Below are 26,651 nucleotides of genomic sequence, written 5' to 3'. Positions count from 1 at the left end.
ACCGGCGGAACCGATCATCGCTACCCGGCCAGGTCAGGACAGCCGGCCCTCCATGCCGCTGGCACACGCACGCCGCCAGCCTGAAGGCGTGTAGCCCGTGTGGCGGCGAAAGATGCGGGACAAATGCGCCTGATCCGCCAAACCGCAATCCAGCGCGATTTCCGAAAGAGATGCATCTGTAAGCGCGATCCTTTGCTTCGCGCGCTCCACGCGCTGAGCGACGATATAGGCATGTGGCGAGACGCCAAAGCTGACCTTGAAGGCCGCGGAGAAGTAGCTGACGCTTAGCCGTAATTGACCGGCAAGGACAAGCAGCGTGATAGACTCATCGATATTCTCATTGATGTAGCGTTTGATCTTCGAGATTTGCCACGGAGCGAGGCCGCCTTTGGCGACTGGCGGCAATGCAGCCGGTGGAGCCGATGCCGTCTGTTCCTCGCTGGTGGCCATCATTTCTCGGGCGCGGTCCAAGCAGTCGAGCGCCTTTGAGCGGTCATGCCCTATCAGCAGCAAAGCATGCATCACAATATTCGAAACGTCTGAAGAAGACCCCTCGGCACCGGTCTGCGCGGATCGGTTCGGCATTTTCAACGAAGCGGTTGCATCGGGCATCGTCATCTCCTGAGAAGAGTAGGATCGGATTAAGTGATGCAGGGATGTTGACCGACGACGGAGCCGGAATGAACTGAACTCACATCTGGAAATGCAAGACCTCAGTCTGAGACGGCTATACCCTTGTATAGGTTTATGCCGTTGAAGGCGGAGCAGGCGGCAGCGGAAAGAGGCAACGCGGAAAAGCACTGCGTTACGCACGCATCAAGGCTGGTCGCTCTCTCGAACGACCAGCCTTTAAAGGTGAGCAATGCTTGCTATTGCGTCAGTGGTGTTGCGAGGCCAGGAACTGGTGGATGGCGCTGACAACGACCGACCCTTCGCCAACGGCCGATGCGACACGCTTTACTGATCCGCTCCTGACGTCACCAACTGCGAAAATACCGGGATGCGATGTTGCAAACGGCGAGAGTGGCCCCTGAGGCTCCGAAGTCATCCCCGTCGTCACAAAGCCGCGCTGATCAAGGTCTATACATCCTTGCAGCCAATCCGTATTCGGAGCAGCTCCGATCATCACGAACATGTTCCCCGTCGAAAGATGGATGGGCCTATGGCTGGCCGCGTCGCGCCAGATCACCTCTTGCAGAGCATCTAGCCCATGCAGCGCTTCGACCTGGCAGTTTTCGTAGACCGAGATTTTCGGCGCGCTCAAGATCCGCTGGACCAGATAGTCGGACATGTTGCGCGAAATACCGCTGCGCAGGAGCATGTGAACATGGCGTGCTGTTCCGGCGAGAAATATCGCCGCCTGGCCGGCTGAATTGCCGCCGCCGACAACGACCACATCCTGCTCCCGGCAGATTTGCGCCTCCATGGCGGTTGCCGCATAGTGAATGCCCTGCCCTTCGAACCGGTCATAGTCCGGAACGTCGAGACGCCGGTAGCGGGCGCCGGATGCAACAACGATTGAACGCGCGCTAACCACCCGACCATCTTCCAGCGTCAGTCGAAGCGGAAAGTCACTGCAGTCGACGCTCACAACATTGCGCGACACGGACAAAAGCGCACCGAATTTCTGCGCCTGGATATGGGCACGGCCAGCAAGCGCCATACCCGAAATACCGGTCGGGAACCCGAGATAATTTTCGATCTTCGATGACGTTCCCGCCTGCCCGCCCGGCGCGAGCTTTTCCAGCACGATCGTATTCAGACCTTCGGACGCAGCATAGACCGCCGCCGCCAAACCCGATGGTCCGGCGCCAACAACGGCAACATCATAAATCGCGCCGGTGTCGGGTGCTTCTGCGATACCAAGCCGGTCGGCAAGTGCCATCGTGTTCGGGCGGATCAGAACACTCCTGTCTGGTTCTATGACAGCAGGAAGCGACGCTTCCGTCAGCCCAAATGATGTCATCAGCGCTTCTGCTTCAGGGCTGGAGACGCTGTCGATTACCTCGACCGGATAGGTGTTGCGCGTGAGGAAGCGCTGCAACTCGAGCAGTTGTCCATTATTCGGATGTCCGAGAAGGACGACGCCGCCACGCTGGTGACGAATAAAGCCCATGCGTCGCAGGATGAAGGCGCGTATTATGATCTCGCCGATCTCCGGCTCGCCAATCAGCAATGAACGAAAGTTCTCGTTTCTGACCCGCAGAACGACGGTGCCCGGGACTGCGGTGGCGGTCAGAAGGATTTTGCGCGTGTTGAAAAGGTTTTGCTCGCCTGTGAACTGCCCGCGGCGGTATGTGTAGAGCAGTCCCTGCCCCGCACCGGCATGTGTATACGTGATCCTGATCTCACCGGCGAGAACCACGAAGAAATCGATCGAGCGGTCGCCGCGTTTGAAAAGCTGCGTCTCGCTGTCGAACTGTTCCTCGCGTCCATATCCCGACAGACGGTTCATCATGTCTTCGGAAAGTTCCGGGAATGTCTGTCCCTCGCGCTTCCACGGATCGCTCAGTTCCTCATTCGTCATCAGCATTGCTAAATCCTTTCAACTGTCGTCGCGCGGAAAACAAAAAAAGCCGGGCGAACGCAGAGGGGAGGACGTTCGCCCGGCAGATGCTCCATCAGGCGTTGGTGGAGCGAAGGATCTCGAACAGAAACCAAATTCGCTTTTCGGTCTCGTCGATCCAGTTTTCCAGAAGGCTGGCCGTCGCCACATCGTTATGCTCATCGCAGACGGCGTGAAGCGCGCGCATGCGGGCTGCAAGGTCGGCATTATCGGACCTGAGCTCGGCGAGCATTTCATGCGGATGCACGAATTCCGCATCATTATCGGCAATGCGCTGCTTTGCAGAAATGTCCCGGATCGATCTCAAAGTCGAACCGCCGAGCTTGCGGACCCTTTCGGCCAGCGGATCGGTGATCGCCATCAGCTCATCGGACTGATCGTCGAGCATCAGGTGCCAGTCACGAAAACTGGCGCCGCTCATGTGCCAATGAAAATTCTTGGTTTTCATGAACAGGGCAAAAACATCGGCAAGAAGCGCATTTGCGCCTGCGGTGATATCTCTGCCTGCCTCGGCGCCAAGCCCTGAAGGCGTGTGGAGAGACGCGCTTCTGCGTTCTTTGATGGTGCTATTCATATTCATTCTCCTTTTTGAGAAGGCTTATTCGAAATGGCCGCTTGCCGGTGGGTCGCTCGCCGGAAAACTCTCTCGCAACGCCTCATCAAGAACCTCATCCAGACGGGCATCTTCCACCACAGCATCATTCTCCTCGACCGGCTTGCGATCCGGCTTCTTGGTCGGTGACCTTTCTCGGGCCATCACGCTTTCTCCTTTTGGTTTTTGCTCTGGTCGGTTTCACCGCCAAAACTGTGGATGAGAAAAGCTGTAGCGACGGTGATCGGAGGAACGAGGAAGCAAAGGCGGTGCGAGAGCCGGAACAGCAGCGCTGCCACCGCGCAACCGCCGGCAAACAGGACCAGCGCACGGACCAGCTTGAAAAGCCGTGCCCCCACTGCCTTGCCCTTGGCCTCGCCCCCGAAAACCAGATCGGACAGGTCGAGCATGATCTGGGTGGTCGTGCCGGTCAGAAGCGTGGTCGGAGGTTGATCTGACAGGTGGGTGCGGTGAAGGCCGTTCTGCAATGCCATTGCGACAACGAGAACCATGCCGAGGAGCAGCTCGCCACCGCTGCCGGCACTTTCGCGTGGAAGGGATAGCGCCAATGCCGCAGCAAGCACAAAGAGCGTGAACTTCAGCGAGAGGAACACCGGAACCGGCGGATACTTCCGCCCTTCAAGCCAATAGTTGAAACCATGACCAAGAAACACCGTGAGGCAGAAGACCGGCAGAGCCAGGAGTTTTGCCAGCGCACCGCCCGTGCCTTCCGATAAAGTGGCGCCAAGTGTAACGAAATTGCCGGTCACATGTGCCGTAAAAAGGCCACTGAGCGCGACAAAGCCCATGGTATCGACATAGCCGCCATTGAAACTCAGGATCGAAGCTGTTGCAGACCGCGACATTTTCACTACTCCATCTGTAACCGTGAGACTGTTCTGGCGGCCTTCCATGGCGAAGCATTCGCCCCGCCATGGCAGAGGTCGGATAATCAGCCCTGGATGAAGGCCAGAATATCCGGGTTGATCACATCGGCGTGGGTTGTCAGCATGCCGTGGGGAAAGCCTGGATAGATCTTCAGCTTCGAGCCGGAAACAAGTTCGGCCTGCAGGACAGCAGCCCCCTTGTAGGGCACGATCTGATCGTCATCGCCCTGCAGCACCAGCGTCGGAACCGTTACGGCCTTCAGATCGGCAGTCTGGTCGGTCTCAGAAAACGCCTTGATACCTTCGTAATGGGCCTTGATGCTGCCATTCATGCCCTGGCGCCACCAATTGTTGATCACGCCGGGATACACCTTCGCATCCGGACGATTGAAGCCGTAGAATGGGCCTGAAGCCACATCGAGGAAGAACTGCGCGCGGTTGGCGGCCAGCTGCTTGCGAAAATCATCGAAAACGGCAAGCGGCGTGCCTTCGGGATTGATGGCGCCCTTGAGCATGATCGGCGGCACTGCTGCGACCATGACGAGGCCCGCCACGCGGCCCTGCGGCTGCCCGAAACGTGCGACATAGGCAAGTGCCTCGCCGCCACCTGTGGAATGACCGATATGGATCGCATTTTTCAGATCGAGCGCCTCGGTGACGGCTGCGGCATCGGCGGCATAATGCGCCATGTCGTGCCCCTCACTCACCTGCGCCGAGCGGCCATGCCCGCGCCGGTCGTGGGCGACGACGCGATATCCCTTGTTGACGAAGAACATCATCTGGGCATCCCAGTCATCACTGGAAAGCGGCCAGCCATGGTGGAACATGATCGGCTGGGCATCCTTCGGTCCCCAGTCCTTGTAGAAAATCTCAACGCCGTCTTGGGTGGTGATAAAGCTCTCGGCCATCTGGCTCGCTCCTTCAGGTTGATTTTCGGGCGCATTGGCCATCGCAATCGCCGGTAGCGCTGCAACGATGGACGCGGATGCACCTACGATGAGCGCTTGCCGGCGCGTGAGGGAAAAGCAAACTTTGCTGGTCACCATTATCTCCTTCATGTCGGCAAGCCCTCGCGGTTGCTCTGACAGAGAGGAAGATAGCCAGGGGAGCGACCTGGCGATTGTCAAAACCTCAGCCGGTTTGGACAATCATGGTGTCAAATAGGGAAAAGGTTTGAGGTACGAACAAAGCGAGCAACGCGTCGCTGCCGCCCTTCTTTATAGCAGTCCATTTCATGTGTTTGTGTCGCGACCCAGGATACACCTGGTTCACTCCAAAATGGAAAACCTCTGCAAGTCACACCTGTGCCCGCTACACAATCTGCTACACATTTAGCTCAGGGAAATAATCTTAAGATATTGATAAATTTGAATTATAATGAAATGACGACGTTAAACTGAAGGACACCTCCTCCGCCATAGCCCTTTCCGGCCACCTCAAAAGAACTCATAAAAAACGATAATTTAATCGCTCAACCTCGATTGCGAACTTACACTTCGTTTCGGCTAGACATTGATTATGGGAGCGTGCGATGTCGCTCATGCGAAGAGGATCGGCATTCTGTATTCGACGGCGCGTCCCGAAGCGTTTCGCGGCGGTCAAGACCCGCAGTGAGATCTGGCTCAATCTTCACACCGATTCCGAGACACGGGCCAACGTCGAGGCCCCGCTTATCTGGGTCGAGCAGATCGCAGCCCGGGAGACTCGGCTTGCCAGCGACACGGAGGATGCTGGGATGCGGTTTCAGGCTGCCACGGAGCTGGCCCAGCGCCGTGGCTATCGCTACCTGACGGTCGAGAAGGTCGCCGCACTCCCCAGAGCCGAACTTCTCGAACGGATTGAAACGGTCGATGCGCAGAGAAGCGAGCCGCGTGAGGCCGCGGCGTTGCTTGGCGGTGTTGCCGAGCCGAACTGGGCCCGCCTTGCCGAAGGCTGGGCGCGCGAGGCGCGTTTCTTTGCTGGCTTGCTGACACTGTCCTTCGCGACCATCGGCATTTATCCAAGCTCCTGACCGAGCACATAGACGAGGCACAGGCGGAAGTCGTCCGGGCCACCGGCGCCTCGTGGCTGCAGATGATCAATACGCCGTCCAGCCGCAGGTGATGCCGCGGCTTATCGGCCTGTCGCTTTACCGGCTCGACTCAACGTGCTGGCCTGGCCGCAAGTGACCATGACCGTCATTCTGGCAACGGTCATCATGTCGGAATGGGTCTCGGTCCGCGTCCGCCGCGCAATCATCTAGCCCGGTTCAGGGCCGGCGGGCGTGTTGCTGCGGGAACATTGCCCGACAGCCATCCGTCACTCCGGCAAATAGGCCGCCGCGCCTTCCGCGATGATCTGTTCTTCACTGAGCGAGCGGTGCCAGTGCGAATAGAAAACCATCCGCTCGCGCGGCAGGCCACGCTCATGGCGCAGCAGGCGGTGGATCTTGCGAAACGCCTTGTGTTCGCATCCGCCCCAGAAGAAGACGGATGACAAATCGGCGGGCCATGAGACGTTACGGACCGCTTCCTCCAGAAGCGAGGTCGTCCCCCCCGGTTTTCCGTTGCGAAAGAGCCAGATTACGGTGATGCCGGGCGGACAGTGAAGGTCCGGGACGTCATCGGGGCTGTCGACTTCGATGAAAGCATGACCTGTCGCAGACCTGACGAGCGCTTCCATCATGCGGGCAATGCCGGGAAGCGCCGTTTCATCGCCGGCGAAGACGTAGAATTCCGCCTGTTCAAGGCCATTGGCGGCAGGCCCGACCATGCCGATAATATCGCCGGGCCCGGCCTCCATGGCCCAGCGCGTCGCGGGCCCGGCCTTGGGATGAAGCGCGAAATCGATCGTCACTTCGCCTTTTACGGTATCGATTGCGCGAATCGTGTAGACGCGCGTGTCGAGCTTGCGGCCTTCGGGCCAGACGATATGGCCATTGGCATCAAGGCCCGGCCATTCCGGCCGCAGCGTTCCCTTGGGTTGGAAGATGAGCCGACAGTGAAGCTGGTCCATACGGTCAAAACGGCCAAGGTCCTCACCGGAAAACACGATCCGCCGCATATGCGGGGTGATCAATGACGCCCGGCTGACCCTTACAACGCGCAGTTCATCGAAGGGCGTCAGGCCGGTGTCGTGGCCAGACCATTTGATGACCGGTTTCTCGCTGGCGGCAATGAAGGAGATCGGGCCATAGAGCGCGTATTTCAGGCGGTTGAGTGATGCCGTGTCATCGGCCTCAACCCGCAGAAACAGTTTTCCGGGCCCGGCTTCAAGCGTGGCCAGGCCGATATCCGTGACGACCCGACTGCTCTCCTTCTGCCGGATGACTTTCATGTCGTGAGTGGCGATGGATTGAACGATCGGCTCGAAGAAATCATCGATCCTTGGGAAATCGACCTCCGCTTCTGCCCGAAACCGCATACCCAGAGAGATTTTATCTCGCATGCTCAGCCCTCCAGCGCTGTCCAGAGCGGGCCTTCAATGGGTATGCTCATGAAGCGTTCGTTTATTTCGGCCAGGGTCCGCGATGGATCGATCTCCGCGCAAAGCGCGGGATGCTGCCATTTCGCGGCGCATTCGATGAACAGGATATTGAGCGGCGGCGCGGCGATCAGCCCGGTCCAGATGCCATAAACTCGGTTGTCGCGAACGGCATCGAGCTCGCTGAACCCCGTCCGGCCGATCAACCGCCCCAGCCCCTCGCGGCCTTCCTCGGGATCGATGCCGGGGCCGATCGCCGGTCGGCCGCCGGAAGACCAGCCGCCGCCGGAGGCGATATAGACGTCGAACGGCGTCGACAGGAGATGTTCAAGCTGCAGTTTCTGGTACCAGGCCTCTGTCACGCCCGGCAGTGTCTGCCCGCCGGCAAGCGCCAGCAGTTCGCCCCAGACGGTTGTGCCTGCCGCCCAGCAGCAATCGTCGACCGTTGACATGATCTCCAGATAAGTTGTCACCGGCGCGGCGTCCTTGAGGCAGGCACGGACGCGGTCAAGATGGCTGTTACAGAATGAAAGATAGTCCTCGGCGCGCGCGCCCTCATTCAGTACCTCGCCCCACATCCGCATATGCCGGCCAAGCGTTTCGACCGGTCCCGGCCTTGGCGCGCCCTCAGGTTCTTCATTGGTGGCAAGGTCGGAGAAGACGACCGGAATGCCGAGTTCCGTGAGGCGCTGGACCAGAAGGTCGTCCTCCCCCAGCGGGGTCATGTAGAAATTGGATATGACGAGATCCGGCTCGAGCCTGACAATGCCTTCGAGCGAGATCGTGTCCGGCCCCTGCTTGCCGACTTCCGCGATCTGGTGATCGCCGGTCAGTTGCGCCTGAAGCAACGGAGCATCGATTCGGTCCACCGCCGCCCAGCCAACGACGCGCGCAGCCGGATCGTCGACGAGCATGGCCATGCTGATGATGTCGCGCGCCTCCAGCAGAACAACGCGCTTCGGCACGGCGGGCAACACCACCCGACGCCCGATCATGTCCGTCATGGTGACGGGGCCGGCTGCTGCTGCCGGTCTCAGGGAAACCAGACCGCTCAACAGAAGCGCGCCGCAGAACGAACGTCGACCAAGCATCATCGCCTTCACCATTTGTAGTTCAGACCGGCCAGAAACTGGCGTCCATCGCCATACTGGCAATAGAAGCCGGTGCTGCAGCTGGCATAATAGTCTTCGTCAAACAGGTTAGTGATGTTGAAGGTCGCCTCGAGCCCCTTCAGCTTTTCGCTGCGGGCGCCGAAGTCGTAGCGCAGCGCCACATCGACCAGCGTATAGCCATCAACCTTCACCGTATTGGCATCATCGGCATAGCTTGCGCCGACGAAGCGCAGCCCCGCACCGGCGGAGAAGCCTTCCAGCGCGCCGGACATAAAGGTGTAGTTCCCCCAGACGGAGCCGTAATAATCCGGCACAGCCTGCGGCCGGTTGCCCTCATTTGCAGCAATGAACGTCTTTTCATATTCGGTATCGAGAAGCGTCAGCGCCGCGATCAGTTCAAACTCTTCCGTCAGGTTGCCGCGCGCCTCGAATTCGAGCCCGCGCGAACGGATCTCGCCCGCCTGTCGGCTGAAGCCCAGGGCGTCCGGCACCAATGCGTTCTGCTGGGTGATGTCGAAGGCGGAGACCGTGAACAGCGCGTCCCAGCCGACCGGCTCATACTTGATGCCGATCTCATACTGCTCCGCTTCACTGGGCACGAAGGGCTGACCGGCGGCATCGACGCCGATCACCGGCTCGAACGATGTCGAATAGCTGACATAGGGCGAAATGCCATTGTCGAAGGCATAGAGAAGGCCGGCCTTGTATGTCGTGGCTTCGTCCGACTGGCTGGAGGTGGTGCCTGCCAGACGATTGGTCGACTCCTGCTCGGTCCAGTCCTGGCGAATGCCGAGAACGGCATGCAGTCCGCCAAAGCTCATCTGGTCCTGAAGATAGATGCCCGTCTGCTGAAGCGTCTGCTTGCTGTCGATGATCGTCATCAGCGGTGCAATCGGCTGGCCGTAAACGGGATTGACGACGTTCAGCGCCGGAGCCGCGCCATATTGATACTGCCAGTCGCTATCCGAGTGCTGGTAATCGAAGCCGGCGAGCATGGTGTGTTCGACGGCGCCGGTATCGAATTCGAATGTCAGCCGGTTGTCGGTCGAGATGCCGCCAACCTGCTCGATCGAACGCAGCGCTTGCCGGGGGATATCGCCATTGGCATCCAGAGGCGCCGCCATCTGCAGCGAGCGGAAATCGATATCGACATCGGAGTAGCGCAGCGCGGATTCGAACTTCACGCTGTCGTTGAAATAGTGCTCGAAGTCGTAGCCGATGCCATATTGCTCGCGGTTGAAATAGTCATAGTTCGGATCGCCGATATTCACGTCGCGACCGAGATAGGGCTGGTATTCCTCTGGCGCCAGGAATGTCGGGTAGATCGAGTTGAAATAGCCGCCCTCCGGGGTGTTCTGGTAATAGCCGGAGATCGTCAGCGCGGTATCCTCGTCCGGCTGCCAGGTCAGCGATGGCGCAAAACCGTAAACCTCTTCGTCGACATCGTCATAGCGCGTGCCGGAGGACCGCCCGATGCCGGTGAAGCTGTAGAGCAGGCTGTCATCCTCGGTCAGCGAACCACGCGAGGTGATGCCGCCCTGGACCCGACCGAACGATCCGCCCTGCAGGAAGACTTCATTGTATGGTTCGGCAGAGGGCACGCGGCTCACCTGATCGACAAGCCCGCCGGGGCTCATCTGGCCGTACAGCACGCCGGATGGACCCTTGAGAACGTCGATACGGTCAAGCAGGTAGGGATCGATGGCCACCTGGGCAAAGGCCTGACCGCGCGGCAGCTTCAACCCGTCCAGATAACTGACATAGCTCGTCGCGGTGCCAAACGCGCCGAAACCGCGCATGAAGATCGAATTGTAGCGGGTATTGGCATCCCTGTCGGAAAGAACGCCGGCGGTGTAGCGCAGCGCCTGGCTGACGGTCTGCGGGCTCTGCTCGTCCATCTGCTCGCGCGTTACCGTGGTCACCGATTGCGGCGTCTCGATCACCGGCGTCTCGGTCTTCATTGCCGCCGATGTGTCCCGGACAAAGACGGCGTTACCGGATTCGGCCTGAAGGCCGGCCTGGGTCTCAACCGTCACGGGCTCCAGGATGGTCGTCGCTTCCTGAGCCAGAACCGGGCCTGTGAGCGCAAGAAAGCTCGTAGTGGCGGAAAGCAGGGCAAGCCTTGGGGCCGTTGTCATCGCGTATCTCTTTCTGTCCGAAAATCCTTCGTTAAATTCGCCTAACAAAACGGGACGGCCTCGTCCAGTTATAATTATGACTCCTTTACTCATATTTATTGTCGTTGCAATACCGCAACAGAACGGTTGCGTTTGGTTTCCGTCGACGGATAAAGTCGGCTGACTGAAAGAGTGATCCGCTTGAAACGAAAGAATGTGATGAGCCAGAAACCAGACCGCAGCGACACCGTGACGGAGCAGCGCCCGCCCCGCGCCCGTGGCGGTCGCCCCTCCAAGGCGGAAGCGGCAAAGCTGGAGCGGCACATCCTTGAGACGGCGGCAAACCTGTTCGCCACCCAGGGTTTTGCGGCCACATCGATGGAGCAGATCGCCAGCGCCTGCGGCGCGGGCAAGGACACGATCTACCGCCGCTATCCATCAAAGACGGCGCTGTTCAGCGCCCTGATGGCCGGGCTTCAGGCAGAGGTTCTGGCTGAACTCGAAGCCGCCCTGCAGCTGGACGGGCCGGCGCTTGACCGCTTGCGGCAATATGCGCGCGCCATTCTTGCCGTTAATCTGCGCCCGCAACTGGTCGCCCTTAACCGCGTCGTGCTCAGCGAGCCTTCCGCCCTTGGCAAACGCAAGCCGGAAGCTGGAGACCCGATCATGCAACGCCTGACCGGCCTTGTGGAAGAGGCGCAAAACGACAGCGCGATTGCCGCTGGCGATGGCGCATTCCTCGCAACCCAGCTTCTCTACGCCACATCGATAAGACCGCTGATGTCAAGACTGCTGGGAGAAACAGATTTTGAAGAGAATGCAGCGCAGGACGACTATTTCTGTCGCGCCTGGGATCTGTTTCTCAACGGCGCAAGGCGGCAGGGCTGAACGAAGGGCGGCTGAAAAAGGCTTCCGACTGACAATCGAAACATAGGATGCAGACCGGAACGGCTGGCTGGCTGGCGAAGTCCGGGGACATGGCTGGCTGGCTGACCGCTACGATCTTCGAATTCCCCGTCGGGAAACCCGAAGCTGCGAGCGCGCGCCGCAACGGCGCGATGCTCCTGTTCAACAGAGTGACCTGTTCCTAATGCACAGTTGCGGTCCGATCAGAACCGCACGCGCAGATCCGCATTCAGCCCCTGATCCCGTGCGTTTTCGCCGAACTGACCGGCATAACCGATGCCGATCGTCGCCGATTCCGTGACCTGGAAATCCAGCCCGGCCTCGATGATCGCGGTGTTGCGGTCGAGCGGCGTTCCGAAGACCGTGAAGTCGTTGCCGGTGGCAAAGCGTGCGGTCGTCTCGGTGTCCACATCGCCGAAGGCATGCATCCAGCCAAGCGCGCCGCGCGCCGAAGTCGCCACGCCGCCGAAGTCGAAATCGGTCGCCGCGCGCAGGCCGATCGTGGTGAAGGTCGCGTTCATGGTCTGGCCGTCAACCGTCAGCGCGCCCGTGCCGCCGGTTTCGGTGAAGCCATCGGTCTTGACCTGGACGAAGGACAGGTTGGCGAAAGGCTCGACCGCGGCCGGGCCGAGATCGAAATTGTAGGCGAGTTCGCCGAAGGCATTGAAGCTGTCGGCGTCATACTCACCCGTGAGGGTCTGGTCGAGGGCGGGCACGCCCCGCGTCGCCTTTGCATTGTGCCACGTATAGCCGAGCCCGCTGCGGACGGCGAAACCGTTCAGCTCCATGCCGGCATAGGCCGCCAGAATGTAATCGTCGCTTTCGCCGCTGGACTGGTCGATATCGAAGGACGAACGGGTGTAGCCGGCCGCCACGCCGAAACGCCACATGTCGTTTGCCAGCATGTCGGCGCCAAGCAGGAAACCGCCGCTCTTCAGATCGGCGTCCGAGCTTCCGTCCGTGCCGTCGATCTTGCCCCAAGTTCCGAGGCCGCTGCCCCAGACGGCAAAGCGGCCCTCGTCGAAACCATCCTCCGCGACAACGGGGAAATCCCCGGTGGGGTCGGCCTGCGGTTCTTCCGCATAGCCAAGCGCATCGGTCGAGGGCGGCGCGACGCTTCCCGGCGCGGCACCGCGCAGATGGTTGTTGATGACGGCGTTGACCGTCAGCGCATTCTGCATCAGCGCCGACTGACCGGACGCGTAAACGACGCCCGAGAGCTGTTCATAGGTCTCAAGCGCCTCATCGACGCCGAGCATGAGCATGCTGTTGTAGAGTGCCAGGGAATCCCCGGACTGATCCAGCGAATCGAGCGCCTGCGCAACGGCATACTGGTTCTTGGTCTCGGCGATCGGCGTGAAGACGCCGGGATAGTCCGCGCCGCCATCATCGCCGCCGCCATCACCGCCGTTGTCGCCGCCGCCATCGGAGCCACCATCATCGCCGCCCTCGCCTTCGCCCTCGCCGATCAGGGTCACCGTCAGCCTGGCGTCATTGCCCTCATATGTTGTCGCGACATCGAGAAAGGCGGAGGTGCTGAGCGTCTCTTCGAAACTGCCGTCAAGCGAACCGGCGGAGAGGATCGTGTAGGTCTGGCTCTGCTGATAACTGGTCGAATCGTCGAGCGAGCGCACGCGCACCGTGCCGCCATTCAGCGTCGCCTTGCCGGAAACGCTGACAAGGTCACTGGCCGCGCCCGTCAGGTCGACGGCATAGGAGGAGCCGCTCTCAAATGTCAGGTCGCCATTGACGGTGAGCGTGCCGATCGCATTGCGCAGGCCTGGTGCAAGCGCGCCGCCAGATGCGATCGTCGCGGAGCCGATCGTGCCGACGCCGCCGAGCACGCCCGAACCGCTGGCCGAAAGCGTGCCGCCGAGCGCGCCGTTCACCAGCAACGTGCCGCCCGTGACCTCCGTCGAACCGGTGAAGGCGGAACTGTCTCCCGAAAGCGTGGTCACGCCGGCGAGTTGCCTGATCGTCGCCGTGCCCGTCTCCGAATTGGTCATCACATGCGAAAAGTCGTAGTTCGACTCGGTGTGATTGAAGGCGAGTATGCCTTCGCCATCGCCGAAGAAGATACCATTGGCCGAATTGATCGTGCCGGCGGCCGCGGCGGCCTCGCCTTCGGCGGCGCCGATGTTCACCGTGCCGGTCGTACCGGAATACTTTGTGCTCCGGGTGATCTGGAGTACCTCGGTGGCATTCACGACTGCGCCGTCGGAAATCGTCAGCGATCCGCTGGACCGCTCATCGTCACTGCCGCGATAGCCGACCGTCAACCTGGCTGCCGTCAGGCTGGAGCCGTTGCCGGTTACAACGACAGTTCCCGTTCCGCCATCGAACGTGCCAACATTGAAAGAAGAGGCCGTTGAGAAGCTGGCCCGCTCCGAGATCGTCACGGTTCCGGCACCGCCTATCCCTCCGCCGATATTGACCGTCCCCTCGACAGCCAGAGTGGTCCCGATCCCTGTCAGGGTAAGTGTTCCTGAATCTCCCTCCCCCGGGGCGATGGTCACGCCGCCAACATTCAGGACCTTGGCGCCGCCGGAAACGACAAGTACGCCTGTCCCGTGCTTGCCAATGTCGATCTGGCCTTTGATAACAGGCATACGGGGATTGGTCAGGTCCCATTCCGTGCCCCGGCCTGTCACGGTCATGACACCGTTTTCAATTGCCGCGTTACCTGAATTCAGGCTGCCTCCGGAAAAGGTCAGGGTGCCGCTGCCACCGCTGTCGCCCACCTGCAGCGTGCCCGCGACGGCATCGCCGCTCGCAATCGTGACCTTGCCGCCATTTCTGATGTAGGCCGAAGCCTGCACGCTCGGCAGCATGCAATCGCTCCAGTTGCAAGCGGTGAACCAGTCTCCATCGCCCACGACCCACTCCGAGGCCTTGAGCGGCGTCGCAGCGCTGAGCACGCTCGAGGCGAGGAAGACACTGGCGAGCACGCGCTGCCGCTTACCGCCGGCCGTCCCCCTCGATGCGCCTGATGCACTTTCAACGCGATACTTCCTTACAGACATTCTACTTGGTCCCTCTGTCTTCAAAAAGGACGCCGCCGACGCGGACGTCCGGATTTCTCGGTTAATGTTCACGGAATGCCTTCGCGACCTGGTCGGAAAGCGGTTTGACGAGATAGGAAAGCGCGGTGCGATCGCCGGTGCGGATCATCGCCTCCGCGGGCATGCCCGGCACCAGCGCCAGTTCACCGAGCCTCGCGATCTCTCCGGCGGGCACCGAAATGCGGATGAGATAATAGGAAAGGCCGCTCTGCTCATCGGTCGAGAGGTCGGCCGCAACACGGCTGACATAGCCTTCGAGTTCCGGCGTCGTCCTGAGATTGAAGGCGGACATGCGCAGCATCGCCTTCTGGCCCGGCCGGATCTGGTCGATGTCCTGCGGGCGGATGCGCAGTTCGAGCGCAAGGTCGTCGCCTTCCGGCACGATCAGCATCACCGGTTCGGCCGGCGAAATCACGCCGCCGACAGTGTGCACGGCAAGCTGATGCACCACGCCGGCCTGGGGCGCGATAATGTCGACGCGCCTGAGTTCGTCCTCCGCGGCAACCCTGCGCTCCACATATTCGCCGATCTCCGCCTGAACTTCGCGCAACTCCTGGCCGACCTCGGTCTTGAGATCATTGTCGATGGAGAGGATCTGCAATCTGGTTTCGGCAATTTTTCCGGCCGCCTGCGCCTGATAGGCGATCTTTTCGCCGCGCTCGCCGCCGAAAGTGGCCGCCTCGGTGCGCAGGCCGTTCAGGCGCTGGACGGAGACGATCCCCTGTTTGAACAGCGCCTCCTGCGAGGCGATTTCGCCCTGCAGCACCTCAAGCCCTTCCGCATAGGCCATCTCCTGCGCCTTCAGCCCCTCGATTTCGTGCCGATACTGGGCAATCCGCTCCTCGAGCTGCGCTTTCCGGCCGGCGCGCGACTCGCGGCGGAACGCGAAAAGGCTCGTCTCGCTGTTAATGATGGAGGCGACCTCGGGCTCATCGGCGCGTTGTGTCAGCGCCGATGGGAAAGTGATCGTGTCGAGATCGTCCCGCTCGGCCTGCAGGCGGGCAAGCCTTGCCGTGAGTTCATCGAGCCGCTTCACCACGATGGCGAGATTGGCGCGGGTCTGGGTGGCGTCGAGCCGCATCACGACATCGCCGGCCTCGACCGTGTCGCCCTCGCTGACGAATATCTCGCCAACCACGCCGCCCGTGGGGTGCTGAACCTTCTTCACATAGCTGTCGACCACGAAATGTCCGGATGCCACCACGGCGCCGGAAAGACTGGTCGCCGCCGCCCATGTGCCGATGCCGCCGACAAGCAGAAGGCTGACGGCCAGTCCGGCAATCAGATGACGGCGGATCGAATGGGAAACCACATCAATGCGCGCCATCGGGCACCTCCTCCACTGCATTCGATTGCGGCCCGGCCGGCGCGGACGCCGCATCGGCGACAACACGCAACGGCGTCAACCCGACGCCCGTCGCCGGGAACCCACGTGAAGCGCCGGGCGATGTCGGCTGCAGAACGCGCGACAACACCTCGTCGCGCTTGCCGAAAGCCTTCTGGCGACCGTTTTCGAGCATCAGCAGGAAATCCACGGCCTCGATCGCGCTGGGACGATGGGCGACGACCACCGCGATCCCGCCGCGCGCCCGCACGCCCGCGATCGCCTGGATGACCGCCGCCTCTCCAGCCACATCGAGATTGGCATTGGGCTCGTCCAGCACCAGAATGAAGGGCCTGCCGTAAAGGGCCCGCGCAAGGCCGATCCGCTGGCGCTGCCCCGCCGAGAGCGCCGAACCGCTTTCGCCGATCTGGGTTTCGTATCCCTTTTCGAAGCGCAGGATGAGTTCATGCACGCCGGCGGCCTCCGCCGCCTCGACGATCCGGGCTGGGTCCGCGCCGGGCTCGAAACGCGCGATATTCTCGGCGATGGTGCCGTCGAAAAGTTCGACGCCCTGCGGAAGGTAACCGATATGGCGCCCGAGCAGCGTGCGGTCCCATTGCTCAAGGCTCGCGCCATCGACCCGCACCTTGCCAGATACCGGCTGCCAGACGCCTACGAGCGCACGCACGAAGGTGGATTTGCCGGACCCCGACGGCCCGATCACGCCGAGCGCATTGCCCGCTTCGATTTTCAGGCTCACGCCTGCAAGGTTCGCGGATTTCTGTCCCGGCGGGACAATCGCGAGACCCTCGACCCTGAGGTCCCTGCCAGGCTCCGGAAGTTGCAGGACGGATGCTTCGGCGGGAACATGTGCCAGCAGTTCCCTGAGCCGTCCCCAGCCCTGCCGTGCCATCAGGAACGAGCGCCAGTTCGAGATGGCCGTATCGACGGGTGCGAGCGCGCGGCCCATCATGATCGAGCTTGCGATCATCACCCCGGCGGTCACCTCCTGGCGGATGACAAGATAGGCGCCAACGCCCAGAATGGCGGACTGGAGCATGATCCGAAGGGTCCGGGAGAGCGAACCGAGCCCGCCGGAGACATCGCCGGCCTTGCGGTTGGCATCGAGATAGGCGCTGTTGGCGTCCTGCCACCGGGCCGCCAGCACGCCTTGCAGCCCCATGGCGCGAACGACCTCGGCATTGCGGCGCGCCCCTTCCATCATGGCGTTGCGCGTCACGCCGCGCGCGCTGACATCGCGCACCGCCTTCTGCGAAAGCGCGTTGGCGAGCAGCGTCACCGCGATCAGCAACGTCGCGCCGATGAGAGCGGTCATGCCGATCCAGAAGTGGAACAGGAAGCAGATGCCCAGATAAAGCGGCATCCATGGCAGATCGAAAAACGCCGTCGGCCCGTTGCCGCCCAGAAAGCCGCGCACGCTGTCGAGGTCGCGCAGCGGCTGCAGCCCGTCGCCATTGACGCGCGTCAGAAGCGGCGTTTTCAGGATCGCATCGTAGACCCTGCCGGAAAAGGCGCCATCGAAGCGTTCGCCGATCCTGAGCAGCACGCGGGCGCGCAAGGCGTCGAGAACCGCCTGGAAGGCGTAGAGACCCGCCGCCAGCACCGCCAGGCCGACAAGTGTGGGAACGCTGCCGCTCGCCAGCACGCGGTCATAGACCTGCAGCATGAACAGCGGTGAGGTCAACGCCAGAAGATTGACTACACCGCTGATCAGGCCAATGCCCACGGCACTCCCTGCGACCGGGAAGGATACCGTCGCAGCTGAATGCTGCGACGGAACCTGTCTGGATGGTCCAAACATTCGTTTCTGCCTATGCGAAATCGAAGTTGCTGCCGGACAGCTCGGAGACACTCACGCCAGCCAACGTGACCGACCCGTAGGCACCGAGGTCGATATAAGCGCCGTCAACGGTGTCGGAAGCAGCGTTGATGATCTCGGCATCGCTGTCGTAAGCCGTATCGTTGAGGCCAAACCAAATCACTTCATTCGCAGCGTCGAAATCCGTGATCGTATCGTTGCCTATGGCGCTCGCGCCGGTGTCATCCAGCACGAAGCGGAAGGTATCGTTGCCCGAACCGCCGGTCAGCGTGTCGTCGCCGCCAAAGCTGGACTGGGTATCCGCCCCGGCCGTGCCGATCTGCTCAGTCCCCTGCTCGGCGAAGAAATCGTACATGCCGGGGAAATTCGTGCCGAAAACGGTCTGGCTTTCGAATGACCCGTAGTTCGACAGAACGTAGATCGCATAGGTGAAAGTACTCGAACTGCCGACATTCACGCTGCTGACGTCAATGAGAAGCTCGTCCGTCTGAACATATTCGGAAGAGCCGCCGTCGTAGTGAATTCCCTCGCCGAAATTCAGCGACTCGATCTCCCCGGAAAAACGTCCGGTCGAATATGTGAAGTCGTCGCCATTCAGAATGACGCTGGAAGTTGGCGTGTCGCCCGGATCCGTCGGATCATACTCCGTGCCGGCACCCCATTGGGTGTAGGTGCTGCCGGAGGCCGGGTTGAAGAACCCGTGATCATAATAGGTGTAGTTGTCGCTCCAGGAATTGAAGTAGCCGAGCAAATCGTTGCTGAAGCCATTCTGCTGCGTGATCGTAACTGCCATGGTCCTTTTCCTTCCAAGTTGATGGCGTTCCTCACATTATCCGTCCGGGGGGGACGGACCCCTGTTCGCGGCTGAAGCCGCGAAATCTCAAAACGTCAGATTGAGCGATGCCGTGAATGTCCTGCCGGGCGCCGGCAGGTCTGCGGTGCCCATCGAGGGCACGTAGGCAAGATTGGTCACGTTATCGATCGCGAAACGGAGCGCGGCGGTATCGTTGAACACCCACGAGCCGTAAAGATCGTAGACCGTGTAGTTCTCGACATCGTAGGTTTCGATGTCCCCGGCCTTGCCGCCGTTGGAATGGGTCAGGCGGCCGCCAAGCGTCAGGCGCTCGTCGAAGAACCGCAGCCCCGCATCCATGGTCAGGTAGAATGTCGGCGGCACGTAGAGCGTGTCGGAACTCAGCACGTCTCCGGGCTTGAACGGCTTGCTCGTCCCCGATCCCGGCGCCCTTTCGCCGTAATAGGTGTAGGTGTCGGCATAGTCGGTATCGAGAAGGGTTGCCGAAGCGCCGATATAGAACCGCCCGACATCGTAATTGGCCTCGAACTCGATGCCCTTCATGTAGCTTGCGCCGTTGAGATTGACGAAGGACTGATAGGCGCGTTCGCCGGTCTCCTTGTAGACGTGGCCGAGCGCGATATAGTCGTCGACCTTGCGGAAGAAGCCGACGGCCTTCATCCTGAAACTGTCATCCCACTGGAGCCATCCGTCCCGGGCATAGTTGACCCCGATCTCGTAGGTATCGGCGCGCTCGGCCTTCAGGTCCGGATTGGGCGCGAAGGACAGCGGCGAGCTGCCGATATAGTGCTGACCGCCCCAGAGCTGCTCCATTAGCGTCGGCGGACGGAAGGTCTTCGCATAGCGGACAAAAGGTTGAAGGCCGTCCCACGGCCCGAAGGCCGCCGTCACCGAAGGCAGGAAGGCGCCGTCGGACCGGTCGATGTCGACATCTTCCTTGGCCCATTCCTGCCAAGCCCTCTCACCAGTGCAGCCGACTCCTCTTATGCATTCATAGGTCGAAGGGTGCTTCCGTATCCAGGCGTAGGACCCTATCCCCTTGATTCTGTACCAATCGTAGCGAAGTCCGCCGGTCAGTGAGAGCCAGTCCGTCGGCTCCAGCGTGGCGCTGGCGAAACCGCTGAAGACATCGCGCGTACCGGTCGGGTTCGGCCCGGTAAGCCCCTCATTGCCGGTGAGTTCATCCATCGGGAAGTCGGCATCGACCTCGGTCTTGCCGTCATCGTGGAAGCCCTCGATGCCGTAATTGACGGTGAGATCGCCGAGCGGCGTTTCGAAGAAGCTGGTATTGTCGATGCTGCCGCCGAACGTGCCGAGCTCGTAATGTGCAGGTGCTGCAAGGATGACGCCGATCAGAAGCTGTTCGAATTCCTGATCGTTCTGCAGGTGGTTGTACCAGAGGTTGACGTCGAGATCGACGAGATCGCTCAAAGGGTCCCAGCCGAGATTGGCGGTGAACGTGTTGTTGACCACGTCATACTCGGATTCCTGCGTGCCGCCTTCCAGCGTGCCGGCCGTGATATAGCCGCCGGTGCTGAACTTGGAACTGTTGCGCAGCCAGGAGAGCGTCAGGTCGAGATCGTCTGTCAGTTGGGCCTCGGCCTTGAGGATACTCGATTCCACCTCGGACCCGGTGAACACCGATACGTTGTCCGACGTGGTCTCCGGATTGAGCTCGATATCGCCGTTCGTGCCGATCTCGTAGGCGCCGATCTTCTTGCGGCTGTAGCCCGCCAGAACCGAGAAACTGTCCGTCAGTTGCGTCGCCGCCGCGATGGAACCGTCGAAATTGAATTCGTTGGAACCGCCGGTTCCATTGAAGGAGAGCCCCCAGTCCTTGTCGCCGGTGATCAGATCGTCGGCGATGATGGTGCGGAAGTTGACCGATCCGCCAAGATTGCCCGCCCCGCCGACGCCTGAGCCGCCCATCTTGTCAATATCGATCTCGCGGATGAAGGCGGAGTCCACATAGGCGCGCGACGTGGTGCCGTGGCCGGCGATCTGAAAGTTCTGGCGGGCGCCGTCGACCATGGTGACGACGCGGTTCTGGTCCTGAAGACCGCGGATATTGACCGAAATGCCGGGGTCCTGGCCATTGGAGCGGTTGGCATAGACGCCCGCGACATTGTCGAGAAGATCGCCCGCGCTGCGCGACGGCGCACCGAGAATGGCCTCGCGGGAGACAACGCTGACGGAGCCAGCGGTGTCGTAGACCCAGTCCGGCGTACCCATGAAACCGGCGCCCGACGCCCCCTGAACCCCGGTCGTGACAAAGACAGGCTCGAGCAGCGTCGCCTCGGGATCGTTCATGTACGATATGTCGTCAAAGGACATCGACGAGGCGATGCTCACCGAGCGCGGCCCCGTGACCTGATACTGCAACCCGGTTCCCTGCAGCGCGAGCCCGAGCGCTTCGGTCACCGAGAACCGGCCGCTGACGGCGGTCGTCAGCGTATCGGATGGCACATCGCCGCCATAGAAGATGCGCCAGCCGGTAAGGGCACCGATCCTGGCAACGGTCGAGCCCAGGACCGAAGGCTGAAGGTTGAAATCGTAAACGGAAGTTTCGACAGCAGCGCTGCCGGCAGAGGTTTGTGCGTAAGCCGGAACGGCAAAGGCGACCGACGACAACAACATCGAAGCGAAGCAGAACCGACGCCGCTCGCCCGCTACTCGATACAACATAAATTGAGCATTCCCTGTTTTATCCGCGCCGAACCCGGCGGGAGGCAACCGTGCCTCTCATCAGCTAAAACAAGTGAGATCGCTAAAAGCGAACTTTTTTACTCAAGTTTTTTTGGAGGCGTCATCTCCACCCTGGCAGAAGATCAGTAGATGACGATCAACCAGGGTGTTAAGCGCTGAACCCGAGCGTCGACGGTCGAGGCGATGGCCTGGATCGCCTGCTCCGGATCATCGGTCGGGAAGCTTCCGGAAACCAGACGCTCGCCGATTTTCCCGCGGGTCACCACCTTGGCGGGCAGATAGCGCTGCAGCGTCGCCATCACCTTGTCGACGGGCTGGCGATCAAAGGAGACCTGCCCGTGCATCCAGCCGAGTGCGAGGCTGGTATCGACGTCACGAACAGTGCCTGGAACGCCATCGTCGACATCGACCATTTCCGAAGCGCCCAGCAGAGCTGCGTTTTCGCCGCTGCCCGAAACCTTGACCGAACCGGTCTCGACAACCACCGTGACGTCATCGCCAAGTCGGTCGACATCGAACGCCGTGCCGGTAACCTCGACCCGCCCCTTGCCGGCCTCGACGGTGAAGGGCGCGGGAAGGCCGTGCCTGACCTCGAAAAACGCCTGGCCGCGCAGGATCTCGACATCCCGCCGCGCGCTGCCGTCAAAATCAAGCGCCAGCGCGGTATCCGGACCGAGGGTGACGGTCGAACCATCGGGAAGCGGATATTCCCTGATCTGGCCGTAGGCGGTCACTACATCGGCCCGCCAGTCCTGCAGCATATTGGAACTGAAAATTAGGAGCGCGGCACAGGCCGTCAGGATGATCGACGCCGCCAGAGCGGCCGGCGCAAAGAAACCGGAACGTTGCCTGTGCCGCCGCACCGGCGGGCGACACTCGCCGCCGGCGGCGACGGCCGCAGCCGGCGCGCCCATCATCGCCCACAGGCGGGAAGCCTCGTCATAGGCCCGCCTGTTTCTCGGGCTGTCGCGCAGCCACTTCTGAAAGGACGCCTCGGTCGCCGCCGATGTGTTGTCGTCCCGGCGCGCCAGCCAGGCATAGGCGGCTTTTCGCTCCTCGCCGCTCAGCGTGATGGACTGCATGGCCACGTCTTCAAGCTCACTGTTGTTCTCTTCCTTGCTCATGTTCGGCCGGCCTTCCCGGTGCTGTGCGTCACGTAGTTTCACACACATTCAGGCGGAAAAGTAGTCGTCGATCGCGGAACGGCAATGTTCCATCGCCCGCACCAGATGCTTTTCGACGGCGCGGACAGATATCCCGAGATCGGCGGCGATGTCGGCATTGTTCTCGCCATGCAGGCGGCGTCTTATGAAGATGGTCCGGGTTCGCTCGGGCAATTCCGCAAGCGCCGCTTCCAAAGCCGTCATCGCCTGCGTGCCCTCAACCGCATCCTGGGAAGATGGCGAGCCGTGATAGAGCTGCTCCGTCGTCAGCGCCGACATGATCCGCGAGCGCCGGGAACGGCCAGAAAGATAGTTCAGGCTCTCGTTTCGCACGGTCGCGAACAGGATTTTGGTGCTCTCTTCCTCGCTTTGCCGGCCTTCCGCCGCCAGAAGCTTGGCAAAGGCCGTCTGAACGATATCGGCGGCGGCTTCGCGGTCATGGACCTTGCGAAAGGCGATCTGCTCGACATGTCCCCGATGCATGGCGAAAAGCCGCGCCAATTGGTGTTTCCACGAAGTCATAAGAAACCAACGCTCCTTGCAACCTGCAGCCGACGTTAGATTGCGCGTTCGAGGTCGCCCCTGCCCACAAAGCCGATGATCATTTGCCAGCATGGAAGCGCTCTCCGAGGTGAGCCATTAAACTTGATTAATTAATTCAAGTTTATTTTTTGCACGGATTTTATGAATTTTTCGTTGCGATCCACGGGGAATTTTCATGGAGGCAGAAAGACGGGGCCCGAAAAACCTGAACAGCGAGGATAATTGGAATGTCTGCCTGACTTCGGCATAAATGCCGGAAACCTAGCCCGGCATTCAAGGCGAAAGTGGCGTTTGCCGCCATCCCGAGTGAGCAGCCGGTGGTGGAATTATCCCTGCAGTTCGATGTGCCCGCCAGTTCAAGCAATGGAGAGATCAGTTCCTTGAGGGGGCGACCTGCGAATTTGGCAATGAAACCAAGGCGGAACTGGCAGGGCCAATCGTTGATGTCAAAACCCTTGATGCCTCGGTCGCTGTCGAGCATGCGGCTATTGGTTGCATGCCGTTCAAGGATTCTCGGCATCGCAGTATGCGCAAATAACCGGTCTCACTGCGTCAACTTGACCCGCCCCTGCAGCAATCGTTGACCGATCTCATAAAAGATGAATACAAAATACATGTTTTATCTTTGACGTGTTCGCCAGCGACCGTCCCATACCCAGACCGGTGTGCCCTTGTTCCGTTTATTCAGCCTTTCGTTTCTCGCGCCAACCACCACAATGGCCCCGACGCAAGCCGCAGATCATGTCATGAACATGCTCAACCGGGTTGACGATGGTAGTCGAGCCCGGCCTGCTCACCATTCAGCCCGGCAACGAAGCGCACTGTGTCGCCGGGCTGAGACACACGGGTCAGCCGCTCGCATTTTCCGTGGAGACGAGGATAGCAATCGCACTGATCGTTATCGCGATCGCAATCCGAACTCTTCCCGAATTCGGGATCGCATCCGAACTCGTCGGTCACCATCACGCAGTGGAGGCAATTTTCAGGGCCGGCGGCTTTCTGCTCTGGCTAAGGGTCTACTGGCCGGCGTTCTCCGATCCTGCAACACTCAACCAACATGATCGCTGAGAAGAACAATGAAGACAATGGCAAGACTGCGCGCATGGCAGGGACCGGCGCTTTTCAGCTATGGCTTCCGGCCCTTCTTCCTTTTCGGCGCTCTTGACGCCGCCCTGCTGATCGCGCTCTGGGTGCCTTGGTATCTGGGCTTCATCCAGGTGCCGAGCATGTTCACGCCCGTCTCATGGCATGTCCACGAACTGCTTTACGGCTATGTTCCGGCGATCATCGCGGGCTTTCTTCTGACCGCCGTTCCCAACTGGACGGGACGTCTACCGGTGGTCGGTTGGCCGCTTGCGGGCCTGTTTGGCCTCTGGCTTGGCGGGCGAGTCATCGTCGCCTTTTCGGTTTCGCTCCCGCCCGCCCTTGTCTATCTCGCTGCCCTCGCCCTCCCTCTGGCGCTGATCGGTTTTCTGACCCAGGAAATCCTGGCCGGACACAATTGGCGGAACCTGAAGGTGATCGTGGTCCTTTCGCTGTTTACCACCACGCAGATCCTGTTTTACTACGAAAACATCCGCTACGGCACGTCCGTCTATGCCGAACGCGCCGCCATCGCCCTCATCATCATGCTGATCCAGATCATCGGCGGCCGTATTGTTCCGAGCTTCACCCGCAACTGGCTCAAGAAGCAGGGTTCTCCGGCCCTGCCACCCGCTTTCGGGGAATTCGACCGGTTCGTGATGGTGATGAGCGCTGCCGGTCTCGGCGCATGGGTCGTGTTTCCCGCATTTGACATAGAAGAGCCGGTGCTGGGCTTGCTTCTGATGGCCATCGGCGCCTTCAACCTGTTCCGGCAATGGCGCTGGCGACCTCTGCAAACCTTTGCCGAGCCGCTGGTCTTCATCCTGCATCTTGCATTCCTGCCGGTCAGTCTCGGCTTCCTCTTCGCCGGCTATGCTGCTTTCACGGGCGATGGGGGCGCGGAAAGCGCTGCGATCCATTGCTGGACTGTCGGCGCCATCGGCGGCATGACGATTGCCATCATGACCCGCGCCAGCCGCGGCCACACCGGCCATACGCTGACGGCACCACCGGCCACTGTCGCAATCTATCTGGCGATCATGATTGCACTGGTCCTGCGTCTTGTGGCTGCTTTCAATCCCAACTGGACGTTCACGCTGATGCCCCTTGCCGGTCTGGCGTGGGTCATCGCCTTTGCCGGCTTCTGCGTTGTCTACGGACCGATGCTGCTTAAGCCCCGCAGCTGAAACGGTTACAGCCAGGCCAGCGGGTCGACGCCGATCAGCAGGCGGTGCCCCTGCAACAGAAACCAGGCATAGAAGGCCAACCCAACGCCCGTCCAAAGCCAGAAGTCTCGATCCGCGCGCAGATGCGCGCGCCCTTCAACGATCGCCAGAAACGGCACGATGGAGGTTTGCGCGCGGACGGTCGCCCAATCGGCATCGCCGAGCCGGCGGCGCGCCCGGCGATCGAGCACAGGCATTCCGGCAAGCGCGAGCAGCCCCATGCCGCCAAACAGGATCAGCGACACGACATCCCCGTTCGGCGGAATATGCGCGAGCGACCAGATCAGAAAGCCGATCAGCACAGGGTGGCGGGTTATGGCGGTAATCGTGCCTTGCGCGCCCGCCGCACCGCTGCGCCGGAAGGTGATGGAAAGCCGGTTTTGCGCCGCGAGCCCCGCGGCAATGAACCAGAAGGCGAACGGCATCGCGATCACCGGAACAAGGGCCTGCCAGGGCGCTGGATACCAGAGATAAATCATCCGCGCAGATCGGGCCGCGACGATGATCCAGACCAGAAGCAGGATCGAAAGAAAAGAATAGGCGAAGAGGTAGGCAGGACGCCCCAGCAGGGCAATCAGCCGTGCCCGCACGGGCGGCGCCGGCGGAATGACATGGGCCAGCAGGAAAACGACAATCGCGAGCAGAAAATTCGTCATGTTTTGGTCCCGTCTCCCGCCGACATTTAAGATTCATCTACGATATATGATAATACCGGCAACAGAGAAAATACCCGGATGCGGAACGTCCTCTGTGTTCCGTCGCCACAGCATCCACGGAGCGCGCCCATGCGTCTGACAACCTTTTCCGATTATGCGCTGCGCGTGCTGATGTACGCGGCATCAGCCGGCGACCGGCTGATCACCATCGAGGAGACATCTGCCGCTTATTCGATCTCGAAGACGCATCTGATGAAGGTTGTGAACGCGCTCACCAGAAACGGCTACCTGGTGAGCATTCGCGGTCGCTCCGGCGGTTTCCGTCTGGCGCTGCCCCCCGAGCGGATCAATCTCGGCGCGGTCATTCGTGCAACGGAGGCCGATTTCGCGCTTGTCGAATGCTTTGCGACCGGGAACCAGTGCGTGATCACGAAAACCTGCAAGCTGCCGGCGATCCTGAACGAAGCGCTCACATCCTTCCTCAACGTTTTCGACCACTACACGCTCGCCGACGTCGTGCTCTCACCTCACGTCTTCGGGCCGGGCTCGCCGCCCCTGCCTTCCCCCTCATAAGGCCAGGCGGGAACGCCTG

Annotated in this window: 21 protein-coding genes and 3 pseudogenes; 7 read left to right on the top strand and 17 right to left on the bottom strand. The window is 60.9% G+C overall.

Annotation, left to right across the window (positions count from 1 at the left end):
- Window positions 1-33: 33 nt before the first annotated feature.
- From Mame_RS14490 to Mame_RS14470, 6 genes are all read right to left on the bottom strand, one after another.
- On the bottom strand, window positions 34-612 hold the full coding sequence (locus Mame_RS14490; protein WP_018063203.1) for a helix-turn-helix domain-containing protein: 579 nt from the start codon (window positions 610-612) through the stop codon (window positions 34-36).
- A 265-nt stretch (window positions 613-877) separates the two neighbouring features.
- Window positions 878-2,533: an FAD-dependent oxidoreductase gene (locus tag Mame_RS14485; protein WP_018063202.1), complete on the bottom strand. Its 1,656-nt coding sequence runs from the start codon at window positions 2,531-2,533 to the stop codon at window positions 878-880.
- Window positions 2,534-2,621: 88 nt separating this feature from the next.
- Window positions 2,622-3,140, bottom strand: a complete 519-nt coding sequence (locus Mame_RS14480) for a Dps family protein (RefSeq protein WP_018063201.1) — start codon at window positions 3,138-3,140, stop codon at window positions 2,622-2,624.
- Between the two features lie 24 nt (window positions 3,141-3,164).
- Complete coding sequence (locus tag Mame_RS27030; protein ID WP_018063200.1) at window positions 3,165-3,323, bottom strand: hypothetical protein; 159 nt, start codon at window positions 3,321-3,323, stop codon at window positions 3,165-3,167.
- Window positions 3,323-4,024, bottom strand: coding sequence for a YoaK family protein (locus Mame_RS14475; protein ID WP_018063199.1), 702 nt, complete (start codon window positions 4,022-4,024; stop codon window positions 3,323-3,325). The genes Mame_RS27030 and Mame_RS14475 overlap by 1 nt, the downstream gene beginning before the upstream one ends.
- An 86-nt stretch (window positions 4,025-4,110) precedes the next feature.
- Window positions 4,111-5,091: an alpha/beta fold hydrolase gene (locus Mame_RS14470; RefSeq protein WP_079920822.1), complete on the bottom strand. Its 981-nt coding sequence runs from the start codon at window positions 5,089-5,091 to the stop codon at window positions 4,111-4,113.
- Window positions 5,092-5,576: 485 nt separating this feature from the next.
- Between Mame_RS14470 and Mame_RS27625 the strand changes: the two are divergent.
- Window positions 5,577-5,669: pseudogene (locus Mame_RS27625) on the top strand (hypothetical protein); the annotation flags it as partial.
- Between the two features lie 330 nt (window positions 5,670-5,999).
- A pseudogene (locus tag Mame_RS14465) lies at window positions 6,000-6,186 on the top strand (PhnE/PtxC family ABC transporter permease); the annotation flags it as partial.
- Between the two features lie 157 nt (window positions 6,187-6,343).
- On the opposite strand, the gene Mame_RS14460 reads toward Mame_RS14465, so the two are convergent.
- Genes Mame_RS14460 through Mame_RS14450 form a run of 3 tightly spaced genes read right to left on the bottom strand, consistent with a single transcriptional unit; the run spans window position 6,344 to window position 10,757 of the window.
- Window positions 6,344-7,471 carry a siderophore-interacting protein gene (locus Mame_RS14460; protein WP_155122121.1) on the bottom strand — a complete coding sequence of 376 codons (1,128 nt, stop codon included), beginning with the start codon at window positions 7,469-7,471 and terminating at the stop codon, window positions 6,344-6,346.
- A gap of 2 nt (window positions 7,472-7,473) precedes the next feature.
- Window positions 7,474-8,601, bottom strand: a complete 1,128-nt coding sequence (locus Mame_RS14455) for an ABC transporter substrate-binding protein (protein WP_026173206.1) — start codon at window positions 8,599-8,601, stop codon at window positions 7,474-7,476.
- A 5-nt stretch (window positions 8,602-8,606) separates the two neighbouring features.
- Window positions 8,607-10,757, bottom strand: a complete 2,151-nt coding sequence (locus Mame_RS14450; protein ID WP_018063194.1) for a TonB-dependent siderophore receptor — start codon at window positions 10,755-10,757, stop codon at window positions 8,607-8,609.
- A 198-nt stretch (window positions 10,758-10,955) separates the two neighbouring features.
- On the opposite strand from Mame_RS14450, the gene Mame_RS14445 reads away from it, so the two are divergent.
- Complete coding sequence (locus Mame_RS14445) at window positions 10,956-11,624, top strand: TetR/AcrR family transcriptional regulator (protein ID WP_018063193.1); 669 nt, start codon at window positions 10,956-10,958, stop codon at window positions 11,622-11,624.
- A gap of 221 nt (window positions 11,625-11,845) precedes the next feature.
- Here the strand turns inward: Mame_RS14445 and Mame_RS14440 are convergent, their stop codons facing one another.
- The 7 genes from Mame_RS14440 to Mame_RS14410 all read right to left on the bottom strand — a co-directional run bounded on the left by Mame_RS14440 (window position 11,846) and on the right by Mame_RS14410 (window position 23,052).
- A complete protein-coding gene (locus Mame_RS14440; RefSeq protein WP_162141073.1) occupies window positions 11,846-14,590 on the bottom strand; it encodes an autotransporter family protein in 2,745 nt (914 codons plus the stop codon).
- A 136-nt stretch (window positions 14,591-14,726) separates the two neighbouring features.
- The gene (locus tag Mame_RS14435; RefSeq protein WP_018063190.1) at window positions 14,727-16,031 is read right to left on the bottom strand and encodes an HlyD family type I secretion periplasmic adaptor subunit; all 1,305 of its coding nucleotides are present in this window, start codon (window positions 16,029-16,031) and stop codon (window positions 14,727-14,729) included.
- On the bottom strand, window positions 16,018-17,850 hold the full coding sequence (locus Mame_RS14430) for a type I secretion system permease/ATPase (protein WP_026173204.1): 1,833 nt from the start codon (window positions 17,848-17,850) through the stop codon (window positions 16,018-16,020). Before Mame_RS14430 ends, Mame_RS14435 begins: the two co-directional genes overlap by 14 nt.
- A 10-nt stretch (window positions 17,851-17,860) precedes the next feature.
- The gene (locus Mame_RS14425; protein ID WP_018063188.1) at window positions 17,861-18,661 is read right to left on the bottom strand and encodes a calcium-binding protein; all 801 of its coding nucleotides are present in this window, start codon (window positions 18,659-18,661) and stop codon (window positions 17,861-17,863) included.
- Window positions 18,662-18,748: 87 nt separating this feature from the next.
- Entirely contained in the window at window positions 18,749-21,367 is a 2,619-nt protein-coding gene (locus tag Mame_RS14420; protein ID WP_085986542.1) for a TonB-dependent receptor, read from the bottom strand.
- Between the two features lie 143 nt (window positions 21,368-21,510).
- Window positions 21,511-22,512 (bottom strand): FecR family protein, encoded by a 1,002-nt coding sequence (locus tag Mame_RS14415; RefSeq protein WP_018063186.1) that lies wholly within the window; start codon window positions 22,510-22,512, stop codon window positions 21,511-21,513.
- A gap of 48 nt (window positions 22,513-22,560) precedes the next feature.
- Window positions 22,561-23,052 (bottom strand): RNA polymerase sigma factor, encoded by a 492-nt coding sequence (locus Mame_RS14410; RefSeq protein ID WP_018063185.1) that lies wholly within the window; start codon window positions 23,050-23,052, stop codon window positions 22,561-22,563.
- 296 nt (window positions 23,053-23,348) lie between these two features.
- Here Mame_RS14410 and Mame_RS27330 point away from each other — a divergent pair.
- From Mame_RS27330 to Mame_RS14395, 3 genes and pseudogenes are all read left to right on the top strand, one after another.
- A pseudogene (locus Mame_RS27330) lies at window positions 23,349-23,563 on the top strand (IS3 family transposase); the annotation flags it as partial.
- Window positions 23,564-23,865: 302 nt separating this feature from the next.
- Window positions 23,866-24,162, top strand: a complete 297-nt coding sequence (locus tag Mame_RS14400) for an NnrS family protein (RefSeq protein WP_018063183.1) — start codon at window positions 23,866-23,868, stop codon at window positions 24,160-24,162.
- An 8-nt stretch (window positions 24,163-24,170) separates the two neighbouring features.
- Window positions 24,171-25,364 carry an NnrS family protein gene (locus tag Mame_RS14395; protein WP_018063182.1) on the top strand — a complete coding sequence of 398 codons (1,194 nt, stop codon included), beginning with the start codon at window positions 24,171-24,173 and terminating at the stop codon, window positions 25,362-25,364.
- Between the two features lie 5 nt (window positions 25,365-25,369).
- Here the strand turns inward: Mame_RS14395 and Mame_RS14390 are convergent, their stop codons facing one another.
- Entirely contained in the window at window positions 25,370-26,059 is a 690-nt protein-coding gene (locus tag Mame_RS14390) for an NnrU family protein (protein ID WP_018063181.1), read from the bottom strand.
- A gap of 129 nt (window positions 26,060-26,188) precedes the next feature.
- Here Mame_RS14390 and Mame_RS14385 point away from each other — a divergent pair, with 129 nt between their 5' ends.
- Window positions 26,189-26,632, top strand: a complete 444-nt coding sequence (locus Mame_RS14385) for an RrF2 family transcriptional regulator (protein ID WP_018063180.1) — start codon at window positions 26,189-26,191, stop codon at window positions 26,630-26,632.
- The last annotated feature ends 19 nt before the right edge of the window (window positions 26,633-26,651 follow it).

It is taken from the genome of Martelella mediterranea DSM 17316, from assembly GCF_002043005.1.
GTDB classification, from domain to species: domain Bacteria; phylum Pseudomonadota; class Alphaproteobacteria; order Rhizobiales; family Rhizobiaceae; genus Martelella; species Martelella mediterranea.
This window is presented reverse-complemented; position numbering and strand designations above follow the sequence as displayed.

Excerpts from the sequence above, each read along its gene's own strand:
- Mame_RS14430 (WP_026173204.1), bottom strand. The coding sequence starts at position 17,850 with ATGTTTGGACCATCCAGACAGGTTCCGTCGCAGCATTCAGCTGCGACG.
- Mame_RS14460 (WP_155122121.1), bottom strand. The coding sequence starts at position 7,471 with ATGCGAGATAAAATCTCTCTGGGTATGCGGTTTCGGGCAGAAGCGGAG.
- Mame_RS14385 (WP_018063180.1), top strand. The coding sequence starts at position 26,189 with ATGCGTCTGACAACCTTTTCCGATTATGCGCTGCGCGTGCTGATGTAC.
- Mame_RS14450 (WP_018063194.1), bottom strand. The coding sequence starts at position 10,757 with ATGACAACGGCCCCAAGGCTTGCCCTGCTTTCCGCCACTACGAGCTTT.
- Mame_RS14490 (WP_018063203.1), bottom strand. The coding sequence starts at position 612 with ATGCCCGATGCAACCGCTTCGTTGAAAATGCCGAACCGATCCGCGCAG.
- Mame_RS14475 (WP_018063199.1), bottom strand. The coding sequence starts at position 4,024 with ATGTCGCGGTCTGCAACAGCTTCGATCCTGAGTTTCAATGGCGGCTAT.
- Mame_RS14455 (WP_026173206.1), bottom strand. The coding sequence starts at position 8,601 with ATGATGCTTGGTCGACGTTCGTTCTGCGGCGCGCTTCTGTTGAGCGGT.
- Mame_RS14480 (WP_018063201.1), bottom strand. The coding sequence starts at position 3,140 with ATGAATAGCACCATCAAAGAACGCAGAAGCGCGTCTCTCCACACGCCT.
- Mame_RS14395 (WP_018063182.1), top strand. The coding sequence starts at position 24,171 with ATGAAGACAATGGCAAGACTGCGCGCATGGCAGGGACCGGCGCTTTTC.
- Mame_RS14390 (WP_018063181.1), bottom strand. The coding sequence starts at position 26,059 with ATGACGAATTTTCTGCTCGCGATTGTCGTTTTCCTGCTGGCCCATGTC.
- Mame_RS14420 (WP_085986542.1), bottom strand. The coding sequence starts at position 21,367 with ATGTTGTATCGAGTAGCGGGCGAGCGGCGTCGGTTCTGCTTCGCTTCG.
- Mame_RS14400 (WP_018063183.1), top strand. The coding sequence starts at position 23,866 with ATGGTAGTCGAGCCCGGCCTGCTCACCATTCAGCCCGGCAACGAAGCG.
- Mame_RS14415 (WP_018063186.1), bottom strand. The coding sequence starts at position 22,512 with ATGAGCAAGGAAGAGAACAACAGTGAGCTTGAAGACGTGGCCATGCAG.
- Mame_RS14425 (WP_018063188.1), bottom strand. The coding sequence starts at position 18,661 with ATGGCAGTTACGATCACGCAGCAGAATGGCTTCAGCAACGATTTGCTC.
- Mame_RS14485 (WP_018063202.1), bottom strand. The coding sequence starts at position 2,533 with ATGCTGATGACGAATGAGGAACTGAGCGATCCGTGGAAGCGCGAGGGA.
- Mame_RS14470 (WP_079920822.1), bottom strand. The coding sequence starts at position 5,091 with ATGGTGACCAGCAAAGTTTGCTTTTCCCTCACGCGCCGGCAAGCGCTC.
- Mame_RS14445 (WP_018063193.1), top strand. The coding sequence starts at position 10,956 with ATGAGCCAGAAACCAGACCGCAGCGACACCGTGACGGAGCAGCGCCCG.
- Mame_RS27030 (WP_018063200.1), bottom strand. The coding sequence starts at position 3,323 with ATGGCCCGAGAAAGGTCACCGACCAAGAAGCCGGATCGCAAGCCGGTC.
- Mame_RS14435 (WP_018063190.1), bottom strand. The coding sequence starts at position 16,031 with ATGGCGCGCATTGATGTGGTTTCCCATTCGATCCGCCGTCATCTGATT.